Genomic DNA, 13492 nt, shown 5'->3' with positions numbered 1-13492 from the left:
CGAGGGTCACTGCTAGCGATAGCGGCCCCGGGGTCTCATCCGGCGTCGCGCTTTCCGTCACGCTCCGCTACTGCGGCGGTGACGTGGGCGCGTTCGATGCCGCGCCGGTTGACGACCTTGCCGTTGATGCGCCGGCCGATCTGGACGGTCTCGATGCCGTGGGGCTTGAGCGCCGCGGTGAGCTGTTCGGCGGCCCACTCGCCGTAGACCTCGGGCCGCAGCTCGGCCAGACGGGCGACCACGGTTTCGTTCCAGACCTTGGCCTCCTCGGCCGGGACCACGCCGAGCAGGTCCCGCAGCAGGTCGTAGGCGGCTGCGGCGTCCATCTCCGGCTCTTCGCCGAGCGCATGCCCGGAGAGCAGGCCGGCGTCCTCGCGGGCCTTCCGGGCCCGCAGGGAGATGACGTCGGCTCCGACGCCATCGACGTAGACGGAGCCGACGATCCGGGCGTCGGAGCCCTCACCGACGAAGTAGTGAATGCCCTTGTCGGCCCAGGAGAACATCGTGGCGCGGACCCCGCGCTTGTAGGCGGAGGTGCCCAGGACCATGTCGTTCTCCAGCTGGCCCATGACCTTCAGGCACCAGCGGGCCGATGCGTTGGCGGAGATGCCGGTGGGCAGCGCCTTGGCGTCCGGGCGCTGGGTGGCCAGCAGCAGCACGATCCCGGTGGCGGGGCCGCGCTTGACCAGGTCGGTGGCGATCTCCTCGAACTCGTCCTTGTACTTGGGGTGTTCGAACAGGACCTGGCACTCATCCACCCCGATCACGATCGGGTGCAGACCCAGTTCCTTCTTGCTGGCCAGCTCGGAGGTCACCTTCGACTCCGGGCAGATGTCGCGGGGCAGGGAGCGGATCATCTTGGTGCGGCGCCGCAGCTCATTGCGCAGGTCACGGAAGTCGCGGATGACGTACTCGATGGCTTCATCGTCATCGCCCGCGGCGTGGCGGTGGGAGACGCGGTCGCCGACGGGGTCCAGGTCGCCGGTGCCCTTCATGTCGTAGGTGTGCAGCTCGGCCCGCGGGTCCAGGGCGGCGATGAGCAGCAGCAGACGGAGCAGGAAGGTCTTGCCCATGCGGGGGATGGCGCCGATGATGCCCGCGATGTACATCAGCGTGACGTTGACCCAGCGTCCGCGCTGGTCGGTGCCGAACGGCACCGGCTTGAACAGGTCCACCGTCCCGGACTTGGCCAGCGGCCAGGCAGGCTTGCTGGCCTTGGACATGTCCTGGTCACCGACCCACAGCACCAGGCGGCCGGTGTGCGCGTCGGGCACGGCCTCGGGCCACACGCAGCCCAGCGGCCGGCGGAGCCCCGAGGCCAGCTTGTCGCGGCGCTCGATGACGTCGGTGACCGTTACGCCGTAGGGCAGGTCGCCTTCGGCGCGCCAGCCGGGGCCGTCGCGGGTGATGGGGGCGGTGAAGGTGAACCCCTCCCGTCCCTTGGACTGGGCCTGGTTGATTGCCGGGATGCCCAGGGCGCCCAGGGCCCGCAGGACGATGTTCGAGGTGAGTTTCTGGGCCTTGGGGAGTTCCACGGCCCGGTTGATGACGGGGTCGTCGGCCGCGTCCCCTGCCCAGCCGAGGGCCAGGACGATCGTGCTGACGGACAGGGTCATGAGCCAGGCCGGGGCGAGCACGTACAGGGCGAGCGCGGCCCCCAGCCCGATGAAGGAAGCCAGGATCACCACCAGCGTGCGCAGCCGCACGCGGCCGTCGCGCTGCCGGGAGAGCTTGAGGTAGGTGGCCGCGTCCTCCTTGGCCACCATGGCGCGGCGTACCGGGTCGCCTTCCGCGTCGGAGGCCCAGCGCATCGTGCCGCCCAGGAACCTCGCGGCCCCGCGCGGCGCCTGAAGCGCCAGACGCCCGGCGTAGACCGGCGAGCGCAGCGCGTGGTAACCGGCCATGTGGCCGTAGTGGCCGGCCACCCACGCGGCGGCGGCCTTCAGCTCGTTGGTGGACTTCAGCCACTCCGGGACGATCGCCCGGCGCTTGGCACCCATCAGCCTGCCCAGGTAGCCGGGCCCCTTGACGTCGGGACCGTCCACCAGCACTCGGGCGGACGGGTCCGGTTCGGCCGGGCGGTCGGTCGACTCCGTGGCGGGCGATTCGTCGGCTGCCCCGCGGGCCGAGCGAACCTTGCCCAGGTCCACGACCTCTGCGCCCTCCTGGCAGGCGGCGTCGGCGGCCATGTCGGCTTCAAGCCGGTTGAACAGTTCGCGGTCGTCGTCGTGATTCACTGCTGATTCCTTCCGGAAACGGGAGGTGGAAGGGGCCCGGACGGCGCTTTGGCCGGCAGACGTCCGGGCCCCGCTGAGCGAAGTGGGTTTGGGTCAGAGCTGGTTGGGCTCCAGGGAGAAGAAGACGACGTTGGCGCGCGCCATCTCCGGGGCCTCCTGGCCGATGTCGCTCTTGATGGCCATGAAGACGTCATGACGGGTCGCGCCCTCGGGCGGGGTCCAGGTGCCGTAGAGCGTGTTCATCGCCCGGCCGGGAAGCTCCAGGGTCATGACCCAGTGGTGGGAACCTTGCTGGGTGTTCTGGCTGGTCACAGCGGATCTCCTTGTGTGGAACAGATGGGGTTGGTCAGGCAGCGAGCGCCGGTGCATCGGCGCAGGTCACACACATGCCGAGGCAGGTGGGGATGACGTATCCGGCATCCCGGCGGCACTGCGGGCACAGGCGCCGGGCGGCATTCGCCTTGGCCAGCGCCGCCCATTTCGCGGGGGTCATCGGCCTGACCGGTCGGGCCAGGTCGATGCGGTAGAGGTAGGCGACCAGCGGGCCGCGCCGCCGGCGGGGACGCTCCAGCTGGGCGACGACCGGCTGACCGCCAGGCCGCAGTCCGCGCGAGCGCAGCTGCCGGTAGGTGGCCAGCCCGTCCGGGGCCAGTCGCCACCGGTAGACGGGGAGGGCGGCCATTACGCAGCCGCCGTGTCCGTCTTGTCCTCCAGCGCCCGCAGGTGGGGCCGGGTGGTCTCTTCATCGCGGACGGCGAGGATCTGCTTTCGTCCCCATGACTCGCTCATGCCATACGCCTCACCCAGCGCACGGGCACTGAGCGCCCGGCCCGCCTGTGCGGATTCGACGTACGTGCGGCGCGCATCCAGACGCAGGCGCTCGCGCTCCGCCTCTTCGTACTCGGCCTGCTGCTGCGCCTCGTAGGCCGCCTTGGCCGGGTCTGTGCGGGGCGAGTACGGGGTGGGCGGTTCTCCCTCCCGCACACCACCCGCACGGCCGTTGACCAGTGCGTACGGCTCATTCCTCACCCCGTCGGCCGGGGTGGTGGTGGACGCGTCGGCGGGTGGGAGAGCCGGGTGTGCGGGCGTATGCGGGGCGGGAAGGGAAGCTGCCTCATCCGGCCCGCGCAGCTCCCGCACGGGGGCCGCGGCGGCAACGGAGAACATGTCGCCAAGGGCTGCGTCCGCGCCGTCGGTGACGCGCTCGCGCTGGATGTCCAGCAGCCGCACGCCCAGGGACGCATCCCCCCGACCGACCTTCCGCGCCAGCCTCCACGATTTGCGCTCCGACCTCTTCTTCACCCGACCATCGGGGTGGTTGGCAGCCCGCGCCCGGTGATACGCCAGCGCCTGGACCACAGCAGCCGCCCTCACCTCGGCCTCAGCGTCGCGGCCGTCGGTGTGGACCACGATGCGGCGCGCCAGGAACGCCATGCCTTCCGCCGCAGCGCACATGCCCATCGGGGTGACGGCGTAGATGACGGTCCGGCCCGGACCGTCGGCGGCCATAGCCGCCATGACCGAAGCCGCGGCCGGCAGCGCCCACAGCCCCGCCCGGATGACCCAGGGCGAGGACTGGCCCAGCATCGTCAGCCCCAGCAGCACCAAGGCAAGTACGGCGGTGGCGCCCTCACCTGCCGCCACCGCGCCCACGGCCGTACCGGATCCAAAGGCGCGGCTGATGTTGCTGTACGTCCCCACGCCACCGGCGATGCCAGTAGCGAGCATGGGCACAAACGCGGCGCCCAGGACGACCTTCTGGGCAAGCGACAGTTCGCGCGGGGTCATCACGCCGCCTCCTTCGAGGTTCCGCGACGGCCATCCCTGCGGCCGTTGACCGTCTGGTAGGCGGGGGTGGCGTTTTCGGGGGCGGCCCTCCAGCCGCCCCCGGCCTGCTTGGCGGCGTACATGACCTCATCCGCGCACCGCATCAGCCGCGCCAACTCCGCGGCGCGGCTGCCCCGCTGAGCACGGACGATCCCGGCGGAGAAGCCCACCCACAGCACATGGCCCTCGAACTCCACCGGCGCGCGCAGCTCCTGCGCCAGGTCCTCCATGGCCTGGCGCAGGTCCTGCGGGCTGTAGCAGCAGATAGAGGCAGCGAACTCGTCACCGCCCAGACGCCCGGCGACACCGCCGTAGAAGGTGCTCCACCGCGCCAGGCGCCGGCCGGTAACGGCAATCACCGCATCCCCGACCGCATGGCCGTAGGTGTCGTTGATCTGCTTGAAACCGTCCAGGTCCATGACCATCACCGCCCGCGGGCGCAAGCCCAGCGTCTTGCGTGCGCGCTCCTCGAACGGCTCGCGCGTCCACAGCCCCGACAGCGGGTCACGGCGGGCCGCCTCGATCCGGCGGCGCATCATCACGGAGTGCAGGGACCATCCAGCCGCCACCGGCACCACGGCGGCCAGAGCCATCAATGTCTCGCTCATGCCGCCCACTCGCCCTCGGAGTGCTGGTGGCTGTGGGTGTAGGCGACCAGGCAGAGGCGGACGCCGGTGTGATTGGTCTCGGCCTTCAGCACCCTGGTCCGCCCACCGCTCTGCTCCGCATACGACACCGAGTCCGCCTCGATGCCCAGTGCCGAGCGCCACGCCTCGAACGCGCCGAAGTCGTCGTGGCTGATGAGTTCCAGCGTGTTGGGGAAGATCGTGGATACGTCCACGTTCATGGCCGGCAGGCCCGAGAAGTCCACGGCCAGCAGCCGCAGCAGCCCAAGCGGTGCGGCCAGGTCGTTCATGGTCAGGGAGGTCATGCCGCTGCCTCCGTCCCCGCGGAACGGCCGGTGGTGCGGGTGGCGCGAAGGAACGGCACCGTGCGGGTCAACGCGTCCGCGTACAGCGCGTCCCACGCGGCGATCTCGTCCCCGCCCTCGCCCTGGATGGCCAGCTCCTCGATGACCTCGCGGGCCACGTTCAGCCGCGCCGCCTGCTCCTGGGGGGTCTCGACAGCCAGCGGCCCGCAGAACAGGTCACGGTCGATGCCGACGGGGAACTCGTCGAAGCCGAAGGCCAGTTCCTCGAACTCGGCCTGGCTGTAGATCTCCTGATGATCGATGTACGAACGCATGGTGTGACGTCTCCTGAGTCGAAGGGATGGAGCGCCAGGGCGGTCGCGCGTCTTGTGGTGAGAGGCGATCGCCCCGGCCGGGAATGTGGCTCAGCGCACGGAGGGCACTGCGGAGCGGTAGAAGCGGTTCGGATGGCCCCTGCCAAGGGCCGCGGGTCTCGCATGGACGCGGGCCGCGCTCGATCCGGGGAGTCCCCTCCCGGACGTCGTGGCGACGAAAAGGTGCAGTGGTGCCGCGTCGTTCTTTCACGTCGGTCCAGTCCTGCGACTAGCGCTCCCTGCAAGGCAATCCCCGCAGATCGTGGCGCGGCGTCCGATATAGCCACGTGGTGACTACTACTGCCGACGGGTCTCCACTCGCCTCGGCCGGTGCACTCACGGCCGTCCTGATGCGGTGGATCACGCTGTGGAGTTGTCGTTGAACGGAGAGAGCACCGCATCGCTCGAAGCGATGCATGTATTACATGTCTCTCACCTTGCCGGGCGAACGTTCGCCCGTCAAGCCCTTCGGGGTGCCGGTCGGTGACGACTGCTCCGACCGGCACTGGTTAGAGATTGCTCCGCCGGCACCAGACGATCGACTCCGTACCTGTACGAGTCAGGTACGACTCGATACGGTGAAGTCGTCCCAAGTCGTCCCGACCCACAGGAGGTTGGTGTGGCGAATGAGCGGTTGCGCGGCGCGATCGTGGATCTAGGCCTGTCCTTAGACGAGGTGGCCGACCGCCTAGGGGTCGCGTCCAAGACGGTGGAGCGCTGGATCAATGAGCCTGACCGCAAGCCCTATCGACGATTCCAGTACGCAGTCGCCTCGCTCCTCAAAGTTGAGGTCTCGTACCTGTGGCCAGATGAACGCACGTCCGCGCAAGTCACCGCGTCGGGCAGCGCCGAAGTCATCAAGCTCTATCCGCATCGCTCTGTGGTGATGCAGAGTCTTTGGCCCACCCTCTACGCACAGGCAACGCAGCATTTCGATGTGCTGGTGTACTCCGGGTTTTGGTTGACCGAAGATCCAGCATTCCTCAGGGTGGTGAAGGAGAAGTCTGCCGCCGGCGTCCCGATCCGCTTCATGCTTGGCGACCCGGAGAGCGAAGCGGTCGCCGTGCGGGGCAGGGATGAGGGAATCGGCGCTGCAATGGCAGGGAAGATCCGCAATGCACTTATCAACTACAGCGGCCTTTTTGGTCTACCCGGAGTGGAATTCCGACTTCACGGAACTACCCTCTATAACTCCATCTACCGGTCGGACGACGAGATGTTGGCGAACGGCCATCTCTATGGTGTCGGCGCCTACTTGGCCCCTGTACTTCACCTGCAACGAATCCCAGGCGGGGAGCTCTTCGACTCGTACGCCGAGAGCGTCGAAAGGGTCTGGGATTCAGCCCGCCCCATCTCCTCACCTACCGATTGCTGAGGCACCACGAATGAGTCGAATCGACTACTACCGCGATCCCAACGCCCCGATGGCCAACTCCGTCGTCCCGTCCGTGACGGCCGTGGTCTGCGACGACAGCGGGCGCCTACTGCTCATCCACAAGACGGACAACGACCGCTGGGCGCTGCCGGGTGGCGGGCATGATGTCGGCGAGGAGGTCTCACACACCGTCGTGCGTGAAGTCGAAGAGGAAACTGGGATTTCTGTCGTTGTTGAGGACATCGTCGGGCTCTACACCGACCCTCAGCACGTCATGGCGTACGACGACGGCGAAGTACGCCAACAGTTCTCCATTTGCTTTCACGCGCGCCCAGTTGGCGGCGCACTGCGCACCAGTTCTGAGTCCAAAGAGGTCCGCTGGGTTCCCCCAGCGGACCTCGACAAGCTAGACATCCATCCGTCAATGCGGCTTCGGATCACGCACGGCCTTGACCGAACACGAACGGCCCCGTACATCGGATAGGTCGGTTAGGGCGTGTCCGGTGGGTCGCATGACCACCACCGTTGATGCTTGAGAGGCTTGGCTACCGCTTGGGCGCCACAAGCCGGGCGCCGGCCCAATCCTTGGCCACGGACACGGACTTGGTCTGAGAGAGGCCAGCGGTCTGGGCAGCTTCGCTGATATCGCTGGGCTCAATGTAGCCATCGCGCCCGGTCTTCGGAGTCAGCATCCAGATGATGCCGCCGTCTTCGAGCAGTCCGATCGCGTCGACCAAGGCGTCGGTCAAGTTCCCGTCATCGTCTCGGAACCAGAGAAGGACGGCGTCAGCGACATCGTCGTAGTCCTCACCCACCAGGTCCTGACCGGAAATTTCCTCGATTGCCTCTCGCAGCTCTTGGTCGGCGTCGTCGTCGTAGCCGATTTCCTGGACCACCTGACCGGGCTGGAAGCCGAGCCGGGCCGCAGGATTGGTCCTCTCGTCGTCTGTCGTTGTCACCACAGATCTCCTTCGCTTCAGATACCGGTTCCCCCCTTACTTTAAGTAGTCAACCAGATACATAGGGCGTGTGTGGTGATCTTCAAGGATTCAAGCCCACGACGTTGCCCTGGTGCGGGCGCCGTATCCACAGGCCAAAGGCCGCACCCTTCTGGTCAGTCGCCGTGATCGGCACGGCGCCTGACCTGTTGAGGAGACCTGTATGCCGTACCTGGTGCCGCCCCGCACGCCGCTGACCCCCGAGGAGGTGGAACGTGCCTTCGACTACGTCCAGGCGTTGCAGCTGGGCGGCGGGGCCGCCATCGCCGGGCGCGCGGGGATTGGGCGCGGGACTCCCCCACCACGGCGGCGCCGGGCATCGCCCGCAGCATCATCCGGTTCACCGTGAACGTCATCCCGGATCCCGATGATGAGGACACCGCCGACACTCTGGAAACGATGCGGGACGAGCACCTGGAGCGGGTCCGCGCCGCGCACGCCGGGGCCGGTGCGCACCACTAGCCCACCGCTGTGAGGCGGCTCTCGACACGCTGCACAGATGCGTGAATCTCGGGGGCAGCACGCTGAATGAAACGGCCCACGATCGTATCCGGGCCATATCGGTTGACGATCTCGGAGACACGAGCGCTCGACGTCGTGTGAGCCCCGTCCGGAGTTGTCGTCATGTCACAGAAGATCAGCGCATCGACCAGCTCTGGCCGCTCCAACTCGAATTCATCAGCCAGCTCTGCTCGGAGCCCACGTTCTTCGGCTTCCAGCAGAGCACATGAGTGGTGTGCAACGAGGCGGACAACCCGCTCGTCGACACCTTCCTGGTCACGAAGGAATCGGGCGCCATCGAGAGGGTGAAAGCCGGTTGACGCGATCTGTGGTGAGTATCCGATGTCGTGCAGGACAGCCGCCGCTTCCATCAGATGGGCGTCGCCCCCCAAGATCGACTGGAGTGAGCGAGCGCGTTCCGCGACTCCGAGAGAGTGCGACCAGCGCCGGGGCAAGGGGGCCGACAGCAACGATTCAGCAAGGCCATATGCCCGCTCGATGAGATCCATGGCGACCAAGGCTACGAGCCAGACGCCGTGATTGGGAGGGCGCGCACTTCGCGCCGGCGGCTTGTGCCCATCGCGATGAGGCCTCGTCCCTCCATTTGAGCGATTGCTGAGCGCACCGCGGTACGTGAGACTGCGAACCGCTCGCACAATTCCTTCTCGGAAGGGAAGGCGTCTCCGACCTGGACCCCATCAACGCGGAGAAGGTCCGTCACTCGCTCCACCAATGGACGACGGTCGCCAGTCCCGGTCACGTACCAGCCAGCCCCTTGCACGGACTCGATGACCCCGTCCGTCTTGAGCGCCTTGAGTGCTCGCCCGATGGTGCTGCGGCCAACGCCGTACGTGCTCATCAGCTCCGCTTCGGAGGGCAGACCTTCACTGATCTCGCCCGCCGCGATCTTCCGACGTAGAGACTCCGAGATCTGCAAGTACGTACCTCGCGGACTGGCCTGCGGCACGCTCCATCCTTCCATCCGCCCCATAGGTGACCACCGGCGGCAGCTCACCGTATCCAGCTTCGCATGTACCGGCCCCATCTTGGCCCAGTGTCCCAACTGTCCCACTGTCTCGACACCCCGTCTGACCTGCACAAAGAGGTGGGACGACTCCAATCGGGCCTGTCCCACCTGTCCTGCCGCGTACAAGACGGCTGTAACACCCCGGGGTGTTACAGCCCGTCGGCGCAGCCGACCCCCTGAAGGTCGTAGGCGCCTGTGGCGCCTTCCCTCTTACTCCCCACCACAGCGCGGCTCGCAAGCGCTCCGGCATCGCCACAACGGCGACATTCGTGTGAGGGACGTGTGGGCGACCGGCGGGCGTGATCTTGTAGCCACATACACGCAGGTCAGGGTCATAGTCACCCCCTTGCTGATCATGCCCTCCGGAGCCGTGTGCGCAGGTTCGAATCCTGCCGGGGGCACTTCGCAGAGAACAGCGTGATCACACCGCCGATCTGCACAAGTGCCAAAGGTGAAGGCCCGGACTCAGCCCAGCTGAGTCCGGGCCTTTGCGGTTCCTGCCACGCCTCAACCCACCCCTTCGCCGCCCCTCCTGCGCGTGCCAGTACCGGTGGTGGGCGTGCGCGGGGGCACGGTCAGATCCTCGGCGTGCGCCGCTTGTTCCAGGGTCGTACCGACGACGCGGCGGCGCCGCCGGCAGCGGCACGTGTTCGCCGCGGCCGTGGGTCCACGAGCTTGCGGGCGTGAGCGGATGGGTCAACTCTCGGGCCGGTTCCGGCTCTTCGAGTTCCCCGCGCTGCGCTCCGGGGCGAATGGCCTTGTTCGCCGGGGACGGCGGAGGCCGGCGTTGCCCCAGCGGCGGCCCCCGGTCCTGCGCGAAGGGGCCGGGGCCGACGCTGGACAGCCCGGTGGGCGCAGTGCCGTCCTTGGGTCGGCCGGCTTGCCCCGCCGGGTCGGCCTTTTCGATCTTTTCGGTGCTTTACAGGCGGATGATGTTGTCGCATCCCAGGGACAGGCCCATCCTGGTGGACTGCACGCCAGGCCTGTGCTTGTGCCCGTACCCGTGGCCCAGCAGGCCGTTCCCGATCGCGACCTCGCCGAATACATCGACGTTCTTGTCGTACGCCCGGCATGAGGTGTTCTGCCGGATGATGGTCTTGTGGCCGTGCGACCTGCCGTGGTGGTGGTGGCCGCCGCTCGACTGCTGCCGGTAGGTGCTTTCGTAGTTCGGCTGGACGCGGCTGTAGCTTCTGACGTCCGTCCCGCCGCCGGCGTAGGCGGTGCCGGCACCGGCACCGAGGAGGCCGACGCTGCCGAGAACGGCTACCACGACGGCGGCCTCGCGAATCTTGCGCATGTCATCTCCATAGATCGGATGGATGCGATCAGTAATTGATCGGCTTCATACAGTTAATGGAGGTTAATACGAAATGCCAGTACCCACTCTGTGGCGCGCCGGATCGCACGCCCGCCTCGAACTGGCGTCACAACGCTTATCAGTTGACCCGTAATTCGGATGACCGCCGGGCGTCAGCCGGTCACCGGGCCGTGTCCGATGGGGCGTGGCGGAGCATCGAGTGGCCTGTGAAAGAACAGGTCAGTGATGATGCGCGGGTGTTCTACGAAGATCTCACCGCATACGAGTACCTGGCCGAGGACGCATTCACGGACAGGGAGTCGGGTTTCCATGCGCTCTGGTATCGCCCCGCGTATACCCGCCTGAACGTCGGGTGGCTGGAGGCCGGCAGGCCTTATCGGACGGGCCCGGTGCCTCCGGCGTTCACCGAGAAACTGAGCGCCGTCCAGAGAATCCAGTGGATGAACCAATGCCTGGGGTTCCATGTGTGCGACCTGTGTGCCCCGGCGGCGGCCCCGGAAGGGAATGGCGAAGTCAGGATTCCGGGCCCACCCGGGATCGCTTACGCCGCCCCCTTCCTCATCACCCACTACATCACCGAGCACGGATATCAGCCGCCCAGGGTTTTCCTCGACTCCGTCCTCTCCGTCGATCTGGCCGCTTGGGGCGCTGCTCGCTGGCCCGAGGTCCCCTTCCCCTGGGTCCCCGGTGATGCGGAACGTATGGAGGAATAGAGGAACAGAGGAATGGACGTAGGCCCTAGTTGACGGGCTCGGTCTCTTTCTGGGCCGGCCGTGGTGTGGGCACCACCGCCCGCGTCCGCGTCACCGCGCGCACCAGGCGGTCGCCCACCCACCGCAGGACGGACGTCGGGAGGAAGAGCGCATCCGCCGCGATCATCGCCATCGAGAAGAAGGGCAGGCCGAGCAGAATGCCGATGCCCGCGTGCAGGCTCATCATGATCGCGACCATCACGGTCCTCAAGCGCCTGTTGAAAAGCGTGAAGGGGAAGGCGACTTCGACCATCACCGTGCCGTAGGTCAGCAGCAGGATGATCAGGCTGCTGCTCGCGATGGCGTGGGACAGAGCGGGCCACGGGGTGTAGACGCCCACGTGCAACGGATAGTAGAGCGCCGTGCCGTCCTGCCAGAGGGAACCCTGGATCTTGTACCAGCCGGAGGCCGAGTAGATCAGGCACACCTGGACCGCGATCACGAGCAATGCGCCCGCGTGCACCACGTTGCCGACCATCTCCATCACGGTGCGGGGCTCGCCGGGCGCATAGCGGCGCACCAGCCACCACACCGCATGCGCGACGGCGAAGCCCCAGAGCAGCAAGGCCCAGCCCGTGTCCACCTTGCCCAGCGCGGAGACCAGGGCGAGTACGGCGGTGCAGAACACCCACATGACGATCCCGACGACGTCCCGGCCGCCGCCCCCGGCGTCGCGGCCGTTCGCGGCACGCCGCGCGTCCAGCGACCAGACCCGGCCGCAGCGTGTGAACACGAGGTAGATCGCAAGAACATGGATGACGTCGTTGCCGGCGTTCCCCACGTAGGGGTTGCGGTTCAGTAGCGCCAGCACACCGATCATGAAAAGCAAGGAGGTGGTACGGGTTCGCCACCCGAGGAGCAGCATCACGGACGCGGCCATCGCCGCCGCGTAGACGATCTCGAACCACAGCCGGCTGTCGGACCACATGAGGACGGTGAAGGCATGGTTCGTGGAGATCAGTTCATGGGCCATGCTCCAGCTCCATGGGCTGCCCACTCCGTAGAGCTCGTTGCGGTGCACCCACTCCCGGAGCAGAAAGGCGAGCCAGGTGAGCGAGAGCCCGATCCGGATGGCGGCCGACTGGTACGGCGCGATGGCGCCGCTGGTAATGCGGTCGACGCCCCGTCTGATCGCGGCACCTGTGCCGCGCCGAAGTCCTGCGAAAGGAGACGGCACGGATTCGCGGCCGGAGGTGGCCGGAGAGTATGCGGTCACTTGAAGTCCTCGGTTTTGACGGGCCACCACGGCAGAAGCTGATAGCTGGTACTGGCGTCGATTTTCTTGTGGACCCACGGCGGCGTCTGCACCGGTGTGACAGCGGAGCGCAGCTGAATACGGACCACGGTGCCGCCGTTGAGATGCGGTCCAAATCGCTGGGCGACGATGCGCAACAGATACTGCTGCGTCAGATTTCCCAGCGCGCCGAGCGGGCGGCCCTGGCCATCTTGCGAATTGGCGAAGTTGCTCCAGGCGGTGAAAAGCTCGCTCTGCTGCGTTTGGCTGGGAAAGGCGTTGTGCACGATCCGCGCCTCGTCCATCGCACCCAAGTCCACCCAACTGGTGGTGGTGAGGCTTCCGTCGGGCATCAGGACCTGCGCGCGTGCCTGCACATGAGAATTCTCGTCCTGTGGGTTGGGGGCGAAGAGCTTCCAACCCTGCGCAAAGTCGGGCGTTACGTAGTTGGTGATGCCTGTGACGTGCTGCTGGGAGAAGGAGTTCGTGGGAGCGGCGTGGAGGAAGACCATCGCCAGGTGCACGACGGCCGCGACCACGACGCCCACCACCGCGAGCACGACGATGGTCACCGATGCGGGCGAGAGGCCGGATATCCGCCTCGGCCCGCCGGCGGGATCCGGCGGGAATCCGCGGCGGCCCGCGCCGCCCGGAGCTTTTCCGGTCGGCGCGGGCCCGTCCGAAAGCGCCTCGTCCGCCGCCCCTATATGAGGCGGCTTCTTGGCATTCTCGGTCCCCATGGCTGACTAGCGGTTGTTCTGGGCGTTGCCAATGGCGTTGCCGAGGCCACCGGCACCGGCTCCACCAGCATTGTTCTGAGCATTGCCGATCGCGTTGCCGAGACCACCGGCACCGGCTCCACCAGCATTGTTCTGAGCATTGCCGATCGCGTTGCCGAGACCACCGGCACCGGCTCCACCAGCATTGTTCTGAGCATTG

The 13492-nt window shown here is 67.2% G+C and carries 17 protein-coding genes; 3 read left to right on the top strand and 14 right to left on the bottom strand.

What is annotated here, in order from left to right; translation table 11 throughout:
* Positions 1-35 precede the first annotated feature (35 nt).
* From ACIRPT_RS18885 to ACIRPT_RS18855, 7 genes are all read right to left on the bottom strand, one after another.
* Entirely contained in the window at positions 36-2237 is a 2202-nt protein-coding gene (locus tag ACIRPT_RS18885) for a cell division protein FtsK (RefSeq protein WP_403828335.1), read from the bottom strand.
* A 93-nt stretch (positions 2238-2330) separates the two neighbouring features.
* Complete coding sequence (locus tag ACIRPT_RS18880; protein WP_403828333.1) at positions 2331-2549, bottom strand: hypothetical protein; 219 nt, start codon at positions 2547-2549, stop codon at positions 2331-2333.
* 34 nt (positions 2550-2583) lie between these two features.
* On the bottom strand, positions 2584-2919 hold the full coding sequence (locus ACIRPT_RS18875) for an RRQRL motif-containing zinc-binding protein (protein ID WP_403828331.1): 336 nt from the start codon (positions 2917-2919) through the stop codon (positions 2584-2586).
* The gene (locus ACIRPT_RS18870) at positions 2919-4025 is read right to left on the bottom strand and encodes a conjugal transfer protein (RefSeq protein WP_403828329.1); all 1107 of its coding nucleotides are present in this window, start codon (positions 4023-4025) and stop codon (positions 2919-2921) included. The genes ACIRPT_RS18875 and ACIRPT_RS18870 overlap by 1 nt, the downstream gene beginning before the upstream one ends.
* On the bottom strand, positions 4025-4672 hold the full coding sequence (locus ACIRPT_RS18865) for a GGDEF domain-containing protein (RefSeq protein WP_403828327.1): 648 nt from the start codon (positions 4670-4672) through the stop codon (positions 4025-4027). Before ACIRPT_RS18865 ends, ACIRPT_RS18870 begins: the two co-directional genes overlap by 1 nt.
* Positions 4669-4995, bottom strand: coding sequence for a hypothetical protein (locus ACIRPT_RS18860; protein WP_403828325.1), 327 nt, complete (start codon positions 4993-4995; stop codon positions 4669-4671). The genes ACIRPT_RS18865 and ACIRPT_RS18860 overlap by 4 nt, the downstream gene beginning before the upstream one ends.
* Entirely contained in the window at positions 4992-5309 is a 318-nt protein-coding gene (locus ACIRPT_RS18855; protein ID WP_403828323.1) for a hypothetical protein, read from the bottom strand. The genes ACIRPT_RS18860 and ACIRPT_RS18855 overlap by 4 nt, the downstream gene beginning before the upstream one ends.
* A gap of 658 nt (positions 5310-5967) precedes the next feature.
* On the opposite strand from ACIRPT_RS18855, the gene ACIRPT_RS18850 reads away from it, so the two are divergent.
* Together ACIRPT_RS18850 and ACIRPT_RS18845 are read left to right on the top strand one after the other, a co-directional pair.
* The gene (locus ACIRPT_RS18850; protein WP_403828321.1) at positions 5968-6723 is read left to right on the top strand and encodes a helix-turn-helix domain-containing protein; all 756 of its coding nucleotides are present in this window, start codon (positions 5968-5970) and stop codon (positions 6721-6723) included.
* Positions 6724-6733: 10 nt separating this feature from the next.
* A complete protein-coding gene (locus tag ACIRPT_RS18845) occupies positions 6734-7207 on the top strand; it encodes an NUDIX domain-containing protein (RefSeq protein ID WP_403828319.1) in 474 nt (157 codons plus the stop codon).
* A gap of 61 nt (positions 7208-7268) precedes the next feature.
* Here ACIRPT_RS18845 and ACIRPT_RS18840 read toward each other — a convergent pair whose 3' ends face one another.
* The 4 genes from ACIRPT_RS18840 to ACIRPT_RS18825 all read right to left on the bottom strand — a co-directional run bounded on the left by ACIRPT_RS18840 (position 7269) and on the right by ACIRPT_RS18825 (position 10546).
* The gene (locus ACIRPT_RS18840; RefSeq protein ID WP_403828317.1) at positions 7269-7682 is read right to left on the bottom strand and encodes a DUF3052 domain-containing protein; all 414 of its coding nucleotides are present in this window, start codon (positions 7680-7682) and stop codon (positions 7269-7271) included.
* A 497-nt stretch (positions 7683-8179) separates the two neighbouring features.
* Complete coding sequence (locus ACIRPT_RS18835) at positions 8180-8731, bottom strand: HD domain-containing protein (protein WP_403828315.1); 552 nt, start codon at positions 8729-8731, stop codon at positions 8180-8182.
* A gap of 11 nt (positions 8732-8742) precedes the next feature.
* On the bottom strand, positions 8743-9189 hold the full coding sequence (locus ACIRPT_RS18830) for a GntR family transcriptional regulator (RefSeq protein WP_403828313.1): 447 nt from the start codon (positions 9187-9189) through the stop codon (positions 8743-8745).
* A 979-nt stretch (positions 9190-10168) separates the two neighbouring features.
* The gene (locus ACIRPT_RS18825) at positions 10169-10546 is read right to left on the bottom strand and encodes a hypothetical protein (protein WP_403828311.1); all 378 of its coding nucleotides are present in this window, start codon (positions 10544-10546) and stop codon (positions 10169-10171) included.
* 227 nt (positions 10547-10773) lie between these two features.
* Between ACIRPT_RS18825 and ACIRPT_RS18820 the strand changes: the two genes are divergently transcribed.
* Positions 10774-11280: a hypothetical protein gene (locus ACIRPT_RS18820; RefSeq protein WP_403828310.1), complete on the top strand. Its 507-nt coding sequence runs from the start codon at positions 10774-10776 to the stop codon at positions 11278-11280.
* Between the two features lie 25 nt (positions 11281-11305).
* Here ACIRPT_RS18820 and ACIRPT_RS18815 read toward each other — a convergent pair whose 3' ends face one another.
* The 3 genes from ACIRPT_RS18815 to ACIRPT_RS18805 form a co-directional block, all read right to left on the bottom strand.
* Positions 11306-12535: an HTTM domain-containing protein gene (locus ACIRPT_RS18815; RefSeq protein ID WP_403828309.1), complete on the bottom strand. Its 1230-nt coding sequence runs from the start codon at positions 12533-12535 to the stop codon at positions 11306-11308.
* Positions 12532-13293 (bottom strand): DUF5819 family protein, encoded by a 762-nt coding sequence (locus ACIRPT_RS18810; protein ID WP_403828307.1) that lies wholly within the window; start codon positions 13291-13293, stop codon positions 12532-12534. The genes ACIRPT_RS18815 and ACIRPT_RS18810 overlap by 4 nt, the downstream gene beginning before the upstream one ends.
* 6 nt (positions 13294-13299) lie before the next feature.
* On the bottom strand, positions 13300-13492 hold a 193-nt coding region (locus tag ACIRPT_RS18805), incomplete at its 5' end, for a hypothetical protein (RefSeq protein ID WP_403828305.1).

Origin of the sequence: Streptomyces sp. NPDC101227, assembly GCF_044767545.1 — a bacterium.
Taxonomy (GTDB): Bacteria; Actinomycetota; Actinomycetes; order Streptomycetales; family Streptomycetaceae; genus Streptomyces.
The sequence above is the reverse complement of the archived record's forward strand: the minus strand, read 5'-3'. Positions and strand labels throughout refer to the sequence as shown.

Excerpts from the sequence above, each read along its gene's own strand:
- ACIRPT_RS18870 (WP_403828329.1), bottom strand. The coding sequence starts at position 4,025 with ATGACCCCGCGCGAACTGTCGCTTGCCCAGAAGGTCGTCCTGGGCGCC.
- ACIRPT_RS18810 (WP_403828307.1), bottom strand. The coding sequence starts at position 13,293 with ATGGGGACCGAGAATGCCAAGAAGCCGCCTCATATAGGGGCGGCGGAC.
- ACIRPT_RS18875 (WP_403828331.1), bottom strand. The coding sequence starts at position 2,919 with ATGGCCGCCCTCCCCGTCTACCGGTGGCGACTGGCCCCGGACGGGCTG.
- ACIRPT_RS18860 (WP_403828325.1), bottom strand. The coding sequence starts at position 4,995 with ATGACCTCCCTGACCATGAACGACCTGGCCGCACCGCTTGGGCTGCTG.
- ACIRPT_RS18865 (WP_403828327.1), bottom strand. The coding sequence starts at position 4,672 with ATGAGCGAGACATTGATGGCTCTGGCCGCCGTGGTGCCGGTGGCGGCT.
- ACIRPT_RS18855 (WP_403828323.1), bottom strand. The coding sequence starts at position 5,309 with ATGCGTTCGTACATCGATCATCAGGAGATCTACAGCCAGGCCGAGTTC.
- ACIRPT_RS18825 (WP_403828311.1), bottom strand. The coding sequence starts at position 10,546 with ATGCGCAAGATTCGCGAGGCCGCCGTCGTGGTAGCCGTTCTCGGCAGC.
- ACIRPT_RS18845 (WP_403828319.1), top strand. The coding sequence starts at position 6,734 with ATGAGTCGAATCGACTACTACCGCGATCCCAACGCCCCGATGGCCAAC.
- ACIRPT_RS18835 (WP_403828315.1), bottom strand. The coding sequence starts at position 8,731 with ATGGATCTCATCGAGCGGGCATATGGCCTTGCTGAATCGTTGCTGTCG.